This window comes from Thalassospira marina, assembly GCF_002844375.1.
GTDB classification, from domain to species: Bacteria; Pseudomonadota; Alphaproteobacteria; order Rhodospirillales; family Thalassospiraceae; genus Thalassospira; species Thalassospira marina.
In genome coordinates this window covers 753,413-767,402 of sequence record NZ_CP024200.1, presented here as the reverse complement: position 1 = coordinate 767,402, position 13,990 = coordinate 753,413, and the positions used below count along the sequence as shown (strand labels likewise).

14 protein-coding genes are annotated in these 13,990 nt (G+C 52.8%); 12 read left to right on the top strand and 2 right to left on the bottom strand.

The window, feature by feature from the left end; all coding sequences use genetic code 11:
- Positions 1–138: 138 nt before the first annotated feature.
- Positions 139–897: a DeoR/GlpR family DNA-binding transcription regulator gene (locus CSC3H3_RS23655; protein WP_101286772.1), complete on the bottom strand. Its 759-nt coding sequence runs from the start codon at positions 895–897 to the stop codon at positions 139–141.
- 280 nt (positions 898–1,177) lie between these two features.
- Here CSC3H3_RS23655 and deoC point away from each other — a divergent pair, with 280 nt between their 5' ends.
- The 8 genes from deoC to CSC3H3_RS23615 all read left to right on the top strand — a co-directional run bounded on the left by deoC (position 1,178) and on the right by CSC3H3_RS23615 (position 9,620).
- Positions 1,178–1,849, top strand: coding sequence for a deoxyribose-phosphate aldolase (deoC, locus tag CSC3H3_RS23650; RefSeq protein WP_101286771.1), 672 nt, complete (start codon positions 1,178–1,180; stop codon positions 1,847–1,849).
- A 141-nt stretch (positions 1,850–1,990) separates the two neighbouring features.
- Positions 1,991–3,037: an autoinducer 2 ABC transporter substrate-binding protein gene (locus CSC3H3_RS23645; RefSeq protein WP_101286896.1), complete on the top strand. Its 1,047-nt coding sequence runs from the start codon at positions 1,991–1,993 to the stop codon at positions 3,035–3,037.
- An 86-nt stretch (positions 3,038–3,123) separates the two neighbouring features.
- Complete coding sequence (locus CSC3H3_RS23640; RefSeq protein WP_101286895.1) at positions 3,124–4,626, top strand: sugar ABC transporter ATP-binding protein; 1,503 nt, start codon at positions 3,124–3,126, stop codon at positions 4,624–4,626.
- An 11-nt stretch (positions 4,627–4,637) separates the two neighbouring features.
- On the top strand, positions 4,638–5,615 hold the full coding sequence (locus tag CSC3H3_RS23635) for an ABC transporter permease (RefSeq protein ID WP_101266893.1): 978 nt from the start codon (positions 4,638–4,640) through the stop codon (positions 5,613–5,615).
- A 10-nt stretch (positions 5,616–5,625) separates the two neighbouring features.
- The gene (locus CSC3H3_RS23630) at positions 5,626–6,618 is read left to right on the top strand and encodes an ABC transporter permease (RefSeq protein ID WP_101267209.1); all 993 of its coding nucleotides are present in this window, start codon (positions 5,626–5,628) and stop codon (positions 6,616–6,618) included.
- Positions 6,619–6,630: 12 nt separating this feature from the next.
- Positions 6,631–7,716 (top strand): aldose 1-epimerase family protein, encoded by a 1,086-nt coding sequence (locus CSC3H3_RS23625; RefSeq protein WP_101286770.1) that lies wholly within the window; start codon positions 6,631–6,633, stop codon positions 7,714–7,716.
- Positions 7,717–7,731: 15 nt separating this feature from the next.
- The gene (rbsK, locus tag CSC3H3_RS23620) at positions 7,732–8,658 is read left to right on the top strand and encodes a ribokinase (RefSeq protein WP_101286769.1); all 927 of its coding nucleotides are present in this window, start codon (positions 7,732–7,734) and stop codon (positions 8,656–8,658) included.
- A gap of 194 nt (positions 8,659–8,852) precedes the next feature.
- On the top strand, positions 8,853–9,620 hold the full coding sequence (locus CSC3H3_RS23615; protein WP_101286768.1) for an SDR family oxidoreductase: 768 nt from the start codon (positions 8,853–8,855) through the stop codon (positions 9,618–9,620).
- A gap of 25 nt (positions 9,621–9,645) precedes the next feature.
- Here CSC3H3_RS23615 and CSC3H3_RS23610 read toward each other — a convergent pair whose 3' ends face one another.
- Positions 9,646–10,323 carry a GntR family transcriptional regulator gene (locus CSC3H3_RS23610; protein ID WP_101286767.1) on the bottom strand — a complete coding sequence of 226 codons (678 nt, stop codon included), beginning with the start codon at positions 10,321–10,323 and terminating at the stop codon, positions 9,646–9,648.
- A gap of 129 nt (positions 10,324–10,452) precedes the next feature.
- On the opposite strand from CSC3H3_RS23610, the gene CSC3H3_RS23605 reads away from it, so the two are divergent.
- The 4 genes from CSC3H3_RS23605 to CSC3H3_RS23590 all read left to right on the top strand — a co-directional run bounded on the left by CSC3H3_RS23605 (position 10,453) and on the right by CSC3H3_RS23590 (position 13,979).
- A complete protein-coding gene (locus tag CSC3H3_RS23605) occupies positions 10,453–11,274 on the top strand; it encodes a carbon-nitrogen hydrolase family protein (protein WP_101286766.1) in 822 nt (273 codons plus the stop codon).
- Between the two features lie 86 nt (positions 11,275–11,360).
- Positions 11,361–12,098 (top strand): HpcH/HpaI aldolase family protein, encoded by a 738-nt coding sequence (locus tag CSC3H3_RS23600; protein WP_101286765.1) that lies wholly within the window; start codon positions 11,361–11,363, stop codon positions 12,096–12,098.
- A complete protein-coding gene (locus CSC3H3_RS23595) occupies positions 12,095–12,610 on the top strand; it encodes a TRAP transporter small permease subunit (protein WP_101286764.1) in 516 nt (171 codons plus the stop codon). Before CSC3H3_RS23600 ends, CSC3H3_RS23595 begins: the two co-directional genes overlap by 4 nt.
- Positions 12,611–12,638: 28 nt before the next feature.
- A complete protein-coding gene (locus CSC3H3_RS23590; protein WP_101286763.1) occupies positions 12,639–13,979 on the top strand; it encodes a TRAP transporter large permease in 1,341 nt (446 codons plus the stop codon).
- Positions 13,980–13,990 lie beyond the last annotated feature (11 nt).

The following is a 13,990-nucleotide window of genomic DNA, read 5'->3' as shown; positions in this document are numbered from 1 at the left end:
CGTGAACATTTTTGGGGTGTCACAGGCGGCAGCTTTGCCTGCGGGCAAGCGGTTGTTGCGCCAGATGATCAGCTATGGATTGGTAAAAACAGGCACGGCAGGTGGGAAATAGGGGGGGCAATTCGTCGCCGGAAATGGTTATTCGCAGATCAGCGGGCAACCGGTTTTCCCGGCCAAATCCGGGTCGCATTGCGGATCGGTGCAGATCATGTCGAACTGGCCCAGTTTGGCAAACAGCATCGGTTTGATGACATTGAATTTGGTTGAATCAACCACCAGAATTTTATTGGCTGCCGTATCAAGAACCGCCTGTTTGATATCCACCTCGTGCGGGTTGGAGCAACTGACCCCCCGGCTGATATTCACCCCGCCTGCCGACATGAAGGCCGTATTGATATTAAGGTTCAAAATGGCATTCACACTGTTGCTGTCTGCAAAGGATGCCGATGACGCATGATACATCCCGCCCAGCATGATTACCCGCAATCCCGGCTTTTTACACAGGATTTCAGCCACATTGATGGAATAGCAAACCACGGTAATATCGCGGTTTTCCGGCAGTGCGTTGGCAAGGTATGGGATGGTGGTGCCGCAATCAAGAAAGATGGTATCGCCCGCTTTGACATAGCGTGCCGCAATCTGGCAGGCCGCGCGTTTAAGGTCGGTATGGGCGCCGCGTTCGCGGTCCATGATATATCCCAGCCCGCCTGCCGCCGGGGATTTCAGGGTAATATAGCCGCCCATATAAGTGAAAATGTTTTCACAGGCGGCAACGTCGCGACGGACCGTCATTTCTGAAACGCCAAGCAGATCGGCAGCATCTTTAAGCCGGATAACATTGCTGACCTCAAGGTTGCGGGTCAGGGTTTCGATACGGTCCAGCGATTTGGTCGACATTCAGACTCCATTAATGGCCGCGATGCAGGCTGGCATCATATATGACCTTATTGGCACGGTGCAGCCACGTTTAAAGTGATACTGGCCGAAAACCATTCCAACCAGACAGTTTATCAGGAGGTGCCAGGTATAACCAGGCGGGGAATATTTTGATTAGGTTCTACCAAAGCATGATTTTGGCTTGACCGGATGGTAGCCTGATGACAGGATCATTTCAACAAATGTTATAAAATTCACAAAACGGCGATAAACACGTCGTCGCCGTCAAGGGAAACGTTACATGTCGAATGGTCAGATTCCGGTCGCCGCTGGCGACCTTGCCGCTTATATTGATCACACCCTGCTGGCAGCCGATGCCACCCCCGATCAGATTGTTTCCCTGTGTGCTGATGCGCGCAAACATTCCTTCAAGGCGGTTTGCGTTAACCCGATTTTCATTCCGCTTGTTGTTCGTGAACTTGCTGACAGCGGTGTGCTGGCATGCTCGGTCGTGTGTTTTCCGTTTGGGGCCGACCCGGTTTCGGCCAAGGTGTTGGAAACCCGCTGGGTTGTTGAACAGGGTGCCCGCGAAGTAGACATGGTCATCGCCCTTGGCCTGCTGAAAAGCGGCGACACCGATGCCGTGCGCGCCGATATTGCAGCAGTTAAGGAAGCCTGTGGTGATGCGGTTCTGAAGGTAATTATCGAAACGGCATTATTGACGGACGAACAAAAGGTTATTGCCTGCGAACTGTCCAAACAGGCCGGTGCCGATTTTGTCAAAACTTCCACCGGTTTTGCTGGTGGTGGCGCCACGGTCGAGGATATCGCCCTGATGCGCAAAACCGTTGGCCCGGATCTGGGGGTCAAGGCTTCTGGTGGTGTGCGCACCACCGAAGATGCTTTCAAGATGATTGCGGCTGGGGCATCGCGCATTGGCGCAAGTGCCAGCATTCGGATCATTGGTCAGTAAAGCGGGGGCCAGCGGCTGTTAAACCGGCTGTTGGCTTTTGTGCCCGTTTTGAATACGGATTGCGTGAAACGCCCCGGCTTTCATGCCAATAAGACGCAGAAAACTGCCAGCTATAAAAACGATTTCAATTTGGAGGTAACAATGAACAAGCTTCTTTCGTCGCTTGTCGTCGCGGGTTCCCTGTTTGCAGGTGCTGCCCACGCGGACGAAGCGGTCAAAACGCCGGACGTTATTCAGAAATTCACATCCGAAGCCACCGGCAAGGAATATTCCATTGCAACCGTGGTCAAGGTTGATGGTATTGCCTGGTTTGACCGCATGCGCGAAGGTGTCAAACAGTTTGGCGAAGACACCGGTCATGACACCTGGATGGTCGGACCGAGTGCCGCTGACGCCGCGGCCCAGGTGCAGCTGGTTGAAAACCTGATCGCCCAGGGCGTTGATGCCATCAATATCGTGCCGTTTTCGGTCGAAGCTGTTGAGCCGGTCCTTAAAAAGGCCCGTGATCGCGGTATCGTCGTTATCGCGCACGAAGCATCGAACCTGAAAAACGCCGATTACATTCTTGAAGCCTTCGACAACAAAGCCTATGGCGCGAAGCTGATGGAAGTTCTGGGCAAATCCATGGACGGCAAAGGCAAATATGCCGCAACCGTCGGTAGCCTGACCTCCAAATCCCAGAATGAATGGATTGATGGTGCGATCGAGTACCAGAAAGAACATTTCCCGGATATGGAACTGGTGACCAAGCGTCTCGAAACCTATGACGACGCCAACACCGACTACACCAAGCTTAAAGAAACCCTGACCACCTACCCGGACCTGAAGGGTATCGTTGGCGGTCCGATGCCGACTTCGGCTGGTGCCGGTCGTCTGATCGCGGAACGCGGCCTGCAGGGTAAACTGCACTTCGCCGGTACCGGTCTGGTTTCGGTTGCGGGTGAATACCTGGCAAATGGCGACATCCAGTACATCCAGTTCTGGGATCCGGCCGTCGCTGGTTATGCCATGAACATGCTTGCCGTTATGGCACTCGATGGCAAAGGCGACCAGATCAAAGCCGGTCTGGACCTTGGCCTGCCGGGTTACACCAATCTCAGCACCCCGGAAGGCAGCAATGCCAACCTGGTTTATGGCCAGGGCTGGGTCGGTGTGACCAAGGAAAACATGGACAAGTATAACTTCTGATTTCATCTCCTGATGAAGGCGTCCTTTTGGGGCGCCTTCATTTTATTTTGAAATCGGGCCCTTTGTTTCACGTTGACGGGCTTGTCATGTCTGAAAATTTTATTGAATTGCGAAACGTCCGGAAGGAATTTGCCGGCGTTGTTGCGCTTAACGATCTTTCGCTGACGATCCGAAAAGGCGAAATCCATTGTCTTGCCGGTGAAAACGGGTCGGGTAAATCCACCCTGATCAAGGTTATGTCTGGCGTATATCAGCCAGATGCCGGCGAAGTTTACATTGATGGTAACAAGGTTGAAAACCTCTCACCCATGGCCTCGATCGAGCATGGGGTGCAGGTTATTTATCAGGACTTTTCCCTGTTTGGAAACCTGACCGTTGCCGAAAATCTTGCCATGAACGTGCAATTGCGCGAACAGCGCCATGTGCTGAACTGGCGCAAGGTTCGTGAAATTGCCAAGGAAGCGGTCAACCGTCTTGGGGTTGATCTTGACCTCGACAAGGACGTTGAAAAGCTCTCGACCGCGGGCAAGCAGCTGGTTGCCATTGCGCGCGCGCTGATGTCGGATGCCCGTCTGATCATTATGGACGAGCCGACAACCGCGCTGACCGGCAAGGAAATCGAAACGCTTTTTCGCATCGTCAAGGATATCCAGTCGCGCGGGATTGCCATTTTGTTTGTCAGTCACAAAATGCGCGAAATGCTGGAAATCAGCGAGCATATTACCGTTATTCGTAACGGCCAGAAGGTTGCTGATGGCCCGACCAGCGAATTTGACGAAGCCCTGATCACCCGTCACATGACGGGATCGGACATTGTTTCCGAACCCTATATCTGGGATCGCCAGAAATACGGGCTGATGCCAGCCCGTGTCGAAACAAAGGATCTGTCCTTTGGCAGCGACCTTGACCACATAAACTTGGCGATCAAGCCGGGTGAAATTGTGGGGCTGTCCGGTCTTTTGGGATCGGGCCGTACCGAACTGGCCCTGTCGCTGTTTGGCATGATGCCGGGCTATAGCGGCACCATTTCGATCAATGGCCAGGAAACAACCCTGACGACCCCGCAGGATGCCATCAAGGCCGGTGTGGCCTATGTACCTGAAGATCGCCTCAGCGAAGGGCTGTTCCTGACCCAGGGAATTGATCGCAACATGCTTTCAACCAGCTATGAAAAGCTGGCACCGGGCCTTCTGATTGATCGGAAGAAGTCCGAAGAGTGGGTTGAAACCATGATCCGCGACATGCAGATCGCAACCCCGACCGGCAAAAAGCTGGTGAAGGAGCTTTCGGGTGGTAACCAGCAGCGTGTTGTGATTGCGCGCTGGCTTTTGACCAATGCCAAATTCCTGATCCTGAACGGCCCGACTGTTGGGGTGGATGTGGGCTCGAAGGCCGAAATTCACCGTATTATCCGCGAACTGGCCCAGAAGGAAGGGCTGGCCGTGCTGATGATTTCCGATGACGTGCCGGAACTGGTCCATAACTGTAACCGTATTGTCCTGATGCATCGCGGGGCCTTTGTCGAGGAAATGGCGTCAGTCGATACCTCCGAAGACCAGATCAGCGACAAGCTCAAGAACTTAACGTAAGGAAAAACTCGATGGCCTGGTTTCAAAAATCAGAGGTGGTCATCGCGGGCATTCTTGTGCTTGCCATGATCCTGATCGGGCTGGTCAACCCTGCCTTCTGGAGCCTGGACAATATGTTCAGTCTTCTGCGCAGCAACGTGATTATCGGCATCATGGCGCTTGGCGTCCTGCTGGTGATGATTTCGGGCGGGATTGACGTGTCTTTCCCGGCATTTGCTGTTGCCTCGATGTATCTGACCATCAAGGGCATGCTGTATTTCAACTATGATGGCGTTGTTCTGCCATTTGTTGCAGCAGCAACCATGGGCGCGCTGTTTGGCTGCCTGAATGCGTTTTTTGTTTATAAATTCCGCATGATCCCGCTGATCGTGACATTGGGCACGGGCAGCATGGTGCGCGGGTTCCTGCTGGGTGTTGTTGGCACCAGCATGATCAATATTAACAAAATGCCTGATGCGCTGATCGATTTTGGCAAATCCGACATCATCAATATGGTCAAGCCCGATGGCACGACCTATGGCCTGACGGCGATGATTGTCGTTTATGTTGTGCTGGCAATCGCGCTGCATTTTGTACTGCGCTATACCATGATCGGACGTGGCGTTTATGCCCTGGGCGGTGACCCGGAAGCTGCCAGCCGTGTTGGTTTCAACATTCGCAAAATCACCTTCTTCATCTATTGCGTAGCTGGTGCCCTGGCTGGTTTTGCCGGGCTGTTGCATAGCGGCATGATCTGGCTTGCCAATCCGCGCGATTTTGTCGGGCTGGAACTGGACGTGATTGCGGCAGTGGTTCTTGGCGGTGCATCCATTTTTGGGGGGCGCGGGTCTGTTTTGGGGACCATGCTGGGCGTATTCATGCTGGTGATGGTGAAAAACAGCCTGATCATCATGAAGATCGACACGACATGGCAGCGCGTTGTTGTCGGTGTCATTATTGTAATTGCCACGGCCATTACGGCATGGCGTGACCGCCGTGCAAACGCGTGAGGAGGCCGATATGAAACGTGAACTGGATTTCCGCAACCTCCTCAACAAGGACAACAATATTGTTCAGCTGATCGCAATGACGATCCTGATCTTTGTTGTCATGACCGCGCTAAGCCCGGACAAGTTCCTGCGCTATTACAACTTTGAATCCATCACCTATACCTTCCCGGAACTGGGCCTGCTGTCGATTGCGATGATGATCGCGATGCTGACAGGCGGCATTGATCTTTCGGTGATTGGTATTGCCAATCTGTCGGGCATTTTTGCCGGGGTGATGTTCAAAAAATTTGCCACCGATGCCGGTGTCGCCGAAACCGGATTTGGTATTGTGCTGATGGGCGGCGTTATTGCCCTTGGTACAGGTTTGGTGGCAGGCGCGCTTAATGGTCTGTTGATTACCAGGCTTAAAATTACGCCTATTCTGGCAACGCTGGGCACCGGGCAAATCTTTACCGGGCTTGCCATTGTCATGACGGGCGGGCCCGCCATTGTGGGCTTCCCCAATGCCTGGGCTTTTATCGGCAATGGTAAAATCCTTGGTCTGGCAACGCCGTTTGTGCTGTTTGTTGTGCTGGCCTGCTTGATAGCCTTCATGCTGCGCCGGACGACTTTTGGCATCAATCTGATGCTGATCGGCACCAACCCCAAGGCCGCCCTGTTTGCCGGCCTTAAGCGTGAAAAGATGGTGCTGCTGAGCTATATGCTGACAGGCGTTATGGCATCGATCGCCGGGATCATTCTTTCGGGCCGGACCAACGCGGCGAAGTCCGATTATGGAACGTCCTATCTGCTGCAGGCGGTTTTGATTGCTGTTCTGGGCGGAACCAACCCGGCCGGTGGCCGTGGAACGGTGCTGGGTGTATCAATTGCGGTTGCAGCGCTTATGCTGCTCTCGAGCGGTTTTCAGATCCTGCGTTTTTCCAACCATCTGATCGATTTTATCTGGGGCGTTTTCCTGTTGCTGGTGATCGCGCTCAACGCCTATAAAAATCGCACACGTTAAACGAGGTGACCCATGAGTGCGCCGACCAAGGTTAACCTGCGCAAGGCCTATTTTGGCGAAGCCGAACATGTGATTGCATCGCATGATGGCATGTCTGCCAGCCTGTTTCGTTATGAAACCGGGATCGAGGCGGTACGCCTTAAAAACGAACGCGGCCATCTCGTTATTCTGCCCTATATGGGGCAGATGATCTGGGATGCGGTGTTTGATGGTGTCGATCTGACCATGCAAAACATGTTCAGTATGCCGCGCCCGGCCGATGTTATTGTTGGCACCTATGGCTGTTTTGCCTTTCATTCGGGCCTGCTGACCAATGGTTGCCCCGGCCCGACGGACAGCCACCCTTTGCATGGTGAAATGCCCTGTGCGGCGATGGACAGTGCCGCCATTGAATTTGGCAGTGATGCGGACGGGGCCTTTATGGCCATTACCGGGACGCGTGAATATGTGATGGGCTTTGGTGCCCACTACATTGCCCGTCCGCGTGTGGTTTTGCGGCCCAATTCGACGGTTTTTGATATTCAGATGAATGTTGAAAACCTGTCGGGTGCGGCAATGGATTTGATGTATATGTGCCACGTCAATTTCGCATTTTGCGAAGGTGGCCGTATTATTCAGCCAGCAGGCTTTACGCCGGAAGATACCATTGTTCGTACCGAAGTTCCGGCCCATGTGCCGCGTAACCCGGATTACGATGCGTTCCTTGAAACCCTGGCTGCAAACCCCGCTGCCATGGAAACCATGAGCGAACCGCACCGCTATGACCCCGAACAGGTGTTTTATATTCGTAATGCCAAAACCGATGCGGATGGCAATACTGCCTATATGATGCGCCGGGTCGAAGGTGATGCCTTTCATATCGCCTATGATACCAACGATTTCCCCAAAACTGTGCGCTGGGTGATGGCAAACCAGGACCAGAAGGTTTGCGCCTTTGCCCTGCCATCGACCTGTGAACCCGAAGGTTTCAGCGCCGAACAGGCCAAGGGAAATGTGATTTCCTTGAAATCGGGTGAAAGCCGACATTTCACGGTGCGGCTGGGTTATATGACGCGGGCCGAAAGTGACACGGCTGAACAGGCGATCCGTTCGCTGTAAATCAGGAGAATAAACATGGCAGGCAAAATTGCCATTGTCGGAAGCAACATGGTTGATCTGATTACCTATACGGATCGCATGCCGTTGCCCGGCGAAACCATTGAAGCCCCGCGTTTTGAAATGGGCTGCGGCGGCAAGGGCGCCAATCAGGCGATTGCAGCAGCCCGCCTGGGGGCCGATGTAATGATGGTGACAAAGGTTGGCGATGATATCTTCGCTGATAACACCATCCGCAATTTTGAAACATCGGGCATTGATACCCGGTTTGTCGAACGTGTGCCGGGCACATCAAGCGGTGTGGCCCCCATTTTCGTCGAGCCGTCGGGGGAAAACTGCATTCTGATCGTCAAGGGTGCCAATGCGGAACTGTCGCCCGCAGATGTGGACCGTGCTGCCGATGCGCTTAAGGAATGCGACCTGATTTTGATGCAGCTCGAAGTGCCGCTGGAAACGGTTTACCACACCGTTGCCTTTGGGGCCGAACACGGCATTGAAACGCTGGTGAACCCTGCACCCGCCCCGGCGGACCTTGATAGCACCAAAATTGAGAAGGCAACCTTCCTGGTCCCGAACCAGACGGAACTTGCCACCATTTCCGGCATGCCGGTCAATTCGCTTTCTGATGCCGAAACCGCCGCCCGTAGCCTGATTGCGCGTGGTGTTAAAACCGTGATTGTCACCCTGGGCGGTGATGGTGCGCTTTTGGTTGATGGCGATAACGACGCCGTTCATATCGACCCGGTTTCGGTTAAACCGGTGGATACGACCGGTGCTGGCGACGCCTTCATTGGCAGCTTTGCCCGTTATTATGTTGAAAACCACGATGTCAAAGCAGCCCTTGATATGGCTGTGCGCTATGCGGCAGACAGCATCACCCGTGCGGGTACGCAGAAATCATATGCAACCGTGCAGGAATTTGAAAAATTCTGCCAGTCGCTGTGATTTTTCGCTGAAATATATAATTTCAAAACCGGGCGGTCCAAAAGGCGCCCGGTTTTTTTATACCCCGAATGCAATGCTGAATAAAAGAACCGTCATTCCGCTGCCGCCTAAATAGTATGATGAATACTCCTTGAACTTGCGATGCAGGGATGATGTGATCCTGTTTCTATTTATGTAAGTAACAGGAGCCCCGAATGTCTTTTCCGCTGTTTGATCTTGCCGGTCGTCGCGCGCTTGTTACCGGTTCGGGGCAGGGGATCGGTTATGCGCTGGCGCGGGGGTTGGCGCAACATGGGGCCAGGGTCGTTATTAATGGCCGCAACAGCGAGCGCACACAACAGGCCGCAACGCGGTTAAAAGCGGACGGTATTGATGCCGCCATTTCAATTTTCGATGTCACCGACCCGTTTGCGGTTGCTGCCGCCGTCGATGAAATTGAGGCCGGGCAGGGACCAATAGATATCCTGATTAATAATGCCGGTATGCAGTTTCGCACCCCGCTTGAAGATTTTCCCCATAGCGAATGGGAAAAACTGATCCAGACAAATATTTCCAGCCTGTTTTATGTGGGGCAGGCTGTGGCGCGTAAAATGATTGCGCGTCAACAGGGGGCGATCATTAATATGGCATCGGTGCAAAGCGCACTGGCCCGCCCCGGCATTGCGCCCTATACAGCCACCAAGGGGGCGGTGCGCAACTTTACCAGCGGTATGGCAACCGATTGGGCACGCCATGGTCTGCGCGTTAATGCCATTGCCCCGGGCTATTTCAAAACCCCGCTTAACGAGGCCTTGGTAAATGATGCCGAATTTTCCGCCTGGCTTGAAAAGCGCACGCCGGCGGGCCGTTGGGGCAATGTCGATGAACTGGTCGGCGCCGCCGTGTTTTTAAGCTCTGACGCCGCCAGCTTTGTAAATGGTCATACCCTGTTTGTTGATGGCGGGATCAGCGTTTCTTTGTAATTCGTATTGCGGTTACTTACAGGCCTTACACAGGCAACCGCGAGACGACGTCGATGACCGGTCGCAAATGCCGCGAGATGATCTCGATCGCGCTTTCTTCGTCGAAATTTTCCAGTGCCTGGATCAGATCATGGTGTTCCTGATCAATCGTTTCAGCACGGGACGGTTGTACCCGCATTGCAGCAATGGCAACCCGTTGTTGGCGAACCTGCAGTGATCCGTAAAGCTCGACCAGAACAGCATTATTTATCGTCGCAACGATGTTGCGATGAAATTCCTGATCATATTCAGCCCGTTGAACAAAATCGTGACTTTTGCTGGTTTCACACATCTTTTCGTAAAGTTCGCGCAGAATTGGCGGGATCGGTAATCGTTCACGGCAGATGCGTTGCATCGCATGAATTTCTATCAGGCGTCGGCTTTCGTATACTTCAACAAGTTCCTGCGCCGTAATTTGCCGCACGACAGCCCCGCGCCGCGGTGTCATGCTGATATAATGATCACCCTGCAAGCGATGAAGGGCCTCGCGCACAGGTGTGCGGGAAACACCGACGGCTTCGGAAACAACTTTTTCTTCAATGAAGTCCCCTCCGCGCCATTCGCCATTTAAAATTTTCCCCCGAACATAGTCATAGACAAGTTCTTTGGCCGGTCTTTTGGAACCGTTTTCCATATTTTTTGTCTTCTCGACAGTTTGCGTCATGATTCCTCGTTCGGGTTGTATTTTTGTCCCATGGGAGAATTACACCACGTAGACGGGGTAGACAACGAAATATTTTTTATGTACATGTCATGTATACACGGTGAATAAAATTTGTCGAAAGGACGAAAAATGCGTGTCGCGATATGTCAGTTGAACTCCCGGGACGATAAAGAACAAAACCTTGCAACAGCAGAAAAGCTGGTGCGTGAAGCGGCAGCGGACCGGGCAGATTTGATCGCGTTGCCTGAATATACCGACTATCAGGGGCCGAAAGAGGGGGCGCTTGCCTCAGCCGAGCCCGATGATGGACCCACCACCCGGCGGTTTTCTGCTCTTGCTGCGGAACTTGGCGTGAATATCCTTTTGGGTTCGATCCGCATCCAGACGGACGATGCCGAGCGCTGTAACAATCGCAGCTTCTTATTTGATCGTGGCGGTAAAATTTCCGCCCAGTATAACAAACTGCACCTTTACGATGTCGATCTGCCCGGACGTATTACCTATCGTGAATCCGATACGGTGGTACCTGGGGACGGTGTCGTTATGGGCGAAGTCGATGGCCATAAGGCTGGTTTGTCGATTTGCTATGACGTGCGTTTTCCCGAGCTTTTCCGTCTGCAGGCGTTAAATGGGGCTGAGATCCTTTTCGTGCCGGCGGCATTTGCTCTTTATACCGGACGGGACCATTGGGAAGTTCTGTTACGTGCGCGTGCAATCGAAAATCAGTGTTTTGTTATTGCACCGGGGCAGTTTGGGCCATATCCGCCTGCCGGGGCATGCAATGGACGCAGCATCATTATTGACCCGTGGGGCAATGTTTTGGCCCGCATGGCTGATTGCGTCGGATATGCCGTCGCCGATCTTGATTTTTCAATGCAGACCAAAACCCGCGAGGAATTGCCATCCCTTGGTAACCGTCGTGCGGACATGTACGACCTGAAAATCGCGTAATCCCCAACGGTGCCGCCAGGTGCCGCATCCTTACGCTTTCAGGTCTTTCTCGCGTCACCATTTGAATTGAATAAAAGGTCTTTGTTATGACTGCTTCCAAATATGGTTTCTGGATGTCCTCGCCCGGTTTTGCGTCTGCTGAAATGGCGCGACTGGCCGGATATGAATTCATCATTCTTGATATCGAACATGGTTCGTTTGATTTGCAGGACCTTGAACGCTTTATTCCGTTTCTGAAAGCCCTGGGATTTGAGGTTTTGGCAAAGGTTCTTGGCCCTGAACGCGGCCCTATTCAGCAAGCACTTGATTTTGGCGCGGATGCAGTTGTGATCCCGCATATTCTAAGCAAAGCCCATGCCGAGGAAATTTGCGCCTTTGCCAAGTTCCCGCCGCTTGGGGATCGCAGTTTTGCTGGTGGCCGGACGTCGTCTTATGCGGGTTTCAATGATAATTGGGTTGCCGAACAGGATAGCAAAACCCGCTGTTATCCAATGATCGAAGATCATGGCGCGATCGAGGAAATCGAAGGGATTTTGTCCCTGCCAACGGTCGACGGCGTTTTTATTGGTCCGTCCGATTTGTCTTTGCGTCGGGACCGTGGCGCCTATTCCCGCAAGCCCGGTGATTTTGATGATCTGGCAAAGGTCGCGGCTGCGGCACAAGCCAGCGGCAAGGTGTGGGCCCTTCCGGCCTGGAGCCCTGAAGAAAAGGCGTTCGCCCATGAAAATGGTGCCTCTTATTCCGTATTGATCATGGAACATGGGGCGATATTCCACGGCCTGAAGACGGCCATGAACGATATGAACGAGATAGCAGGAAAATGACGGAAATCCGCACGTCCTTTATCGGGCGTATTGACCGCGCAATGACCCGTTTGGGGCGCTGGCTGTCCTGGGTCTCGGCAGCACTGATTGTTTATATGCTGGTGCATATAACAGTTGAAATTGTGCTTAGGGCTTTCTTTGACACATCGACCTTCGTGTTAGAGGAATTTGTGGGTTATGCGCTGGGGGCGATGATTTTTCTCGCCCTTGCCGCAACCCACACCGAAGACCGGCTGATCCGGGTGAATCTTCTTAAGAACATTCTGGGTCCACGCGGGCGCGAAATTGCCGATGCGTTTGCCAATCTGGCGGCTATGGCAGCGTGTTTGCTGTTGTTTGGCGCGCTTTACAACATCTTTACCCGCAATTGGCGTTTTGGGATCACCAGTTCCAGCTTTGCCGAAACGCCCCTGTGGATTCCGCAGTCACTTATTATCGTTGGTCTTGGGTTTTATATCCTCCGTCTGGCGATCAATGTTCTGCTGCATGCTGAAAAATCACTAAAGGCTTAAAAAAGCCCACGTTTCAGGTGAGGTTAAATTGGACCCGTTAACATCTGCTGCGGTTGTACTTGCCGCAATCCTGCTGGTTCTTGCATCCGGCATCTGGATTTATGTCGGCCTTATTCTGGTGGCTGCCGGATCTTTGATGTTTCTTGGGCATATGCCACTGGACCGGGTCATGAATATTTTTGGCTCGATCATTTTGCGCAGTGCCGGTTCCTGGGAACTTTCAGCCATTCCACTATTCATCTGGATTGGCGAACTGATTTTAAAAACCGATATCTCAATGCGCATTTTCCGGGGGCTGGCACCCATTGTCGGTCGGTTGCCCGGTGGATTGATCCATTCAAATGTATTCGGTTGTACGCTGTTTTCGGCCATTTGCGGGTCCAGTGCGGCGACAACGGCAACGGTTGGTCGCATAACGATTACCGAACTTGGTAATAAAAACTATCGCGAAAGTCTGGTGTTGGGTTCGCTTGCCGGGTCGGGAAGCCTGGGTCTTTTGATTCCGCCGTCAATTGTGATGATTGTTTATGGTGTTCTGGCTGAAGTGCCGATTGACCGTTTGTTTGCAGCGGGCATTTTGCCGGGCATTTTTATTGCCCTGGTGTTTTCGGCCTATGTCGGTATTCGCTGTTTGCTTTCGGGTGATCGGAATGCAGAAGGATCGCCACAATACCGTGACGTCCGCGAGGACGGGAAACCGGCTGAAAATTACACATTATGGAATAGCCTGCAGGATCTAACGCCGATCCTTTTGATTGTTGGTCTGGTTCTGGGGTCGATATATACGGGGCTTGCCACACCGTCCGAGGCGGCGGGTATCGGCATGATCTGTGTGCTTGTGCTCACGGCTGTTACTGGTGCGCTAACATGGGATGTGTTTCAGTCCTCGCTGATGAGCACACTTCACACCAGTATCATGATTTTTACGGTTGTGATTGCCGCATCGCTGATTTCAACGGCATTGGGATATCTGCATATCCCGTCGGAACTCGCCAATTATATTGTTGGGTCGGACATTTCGACCGGCGAGTTCATATTGCTCACCTCGGTATTTTTCCTGTTTCTCGGCATGATCCTGGATGGCGTGTCCATCATTGTGATGACCCTGCCGATCCTGTTTTCCATTGTTCAGGGGTTGGGGATCGACCCGATCTGGTTTGGCATCTATCTCGTGATCATGGTCGAGGTGGGGCAGATCACGCCGCCAGTTGGCTTCAACCTGATGATTATCCATTCCATTTCCGGTGTGCCGATTTCGCGTATGGCGCTGTACGCCCTGCCGTTCTGCTTTTTGATGTGCATGTGCGTGGCGATTTTCTATTTCGTGCCGGAAATCGTGATGTACCTGCCCAATGTGCTTTTTAACTAAAAAATGGAGGC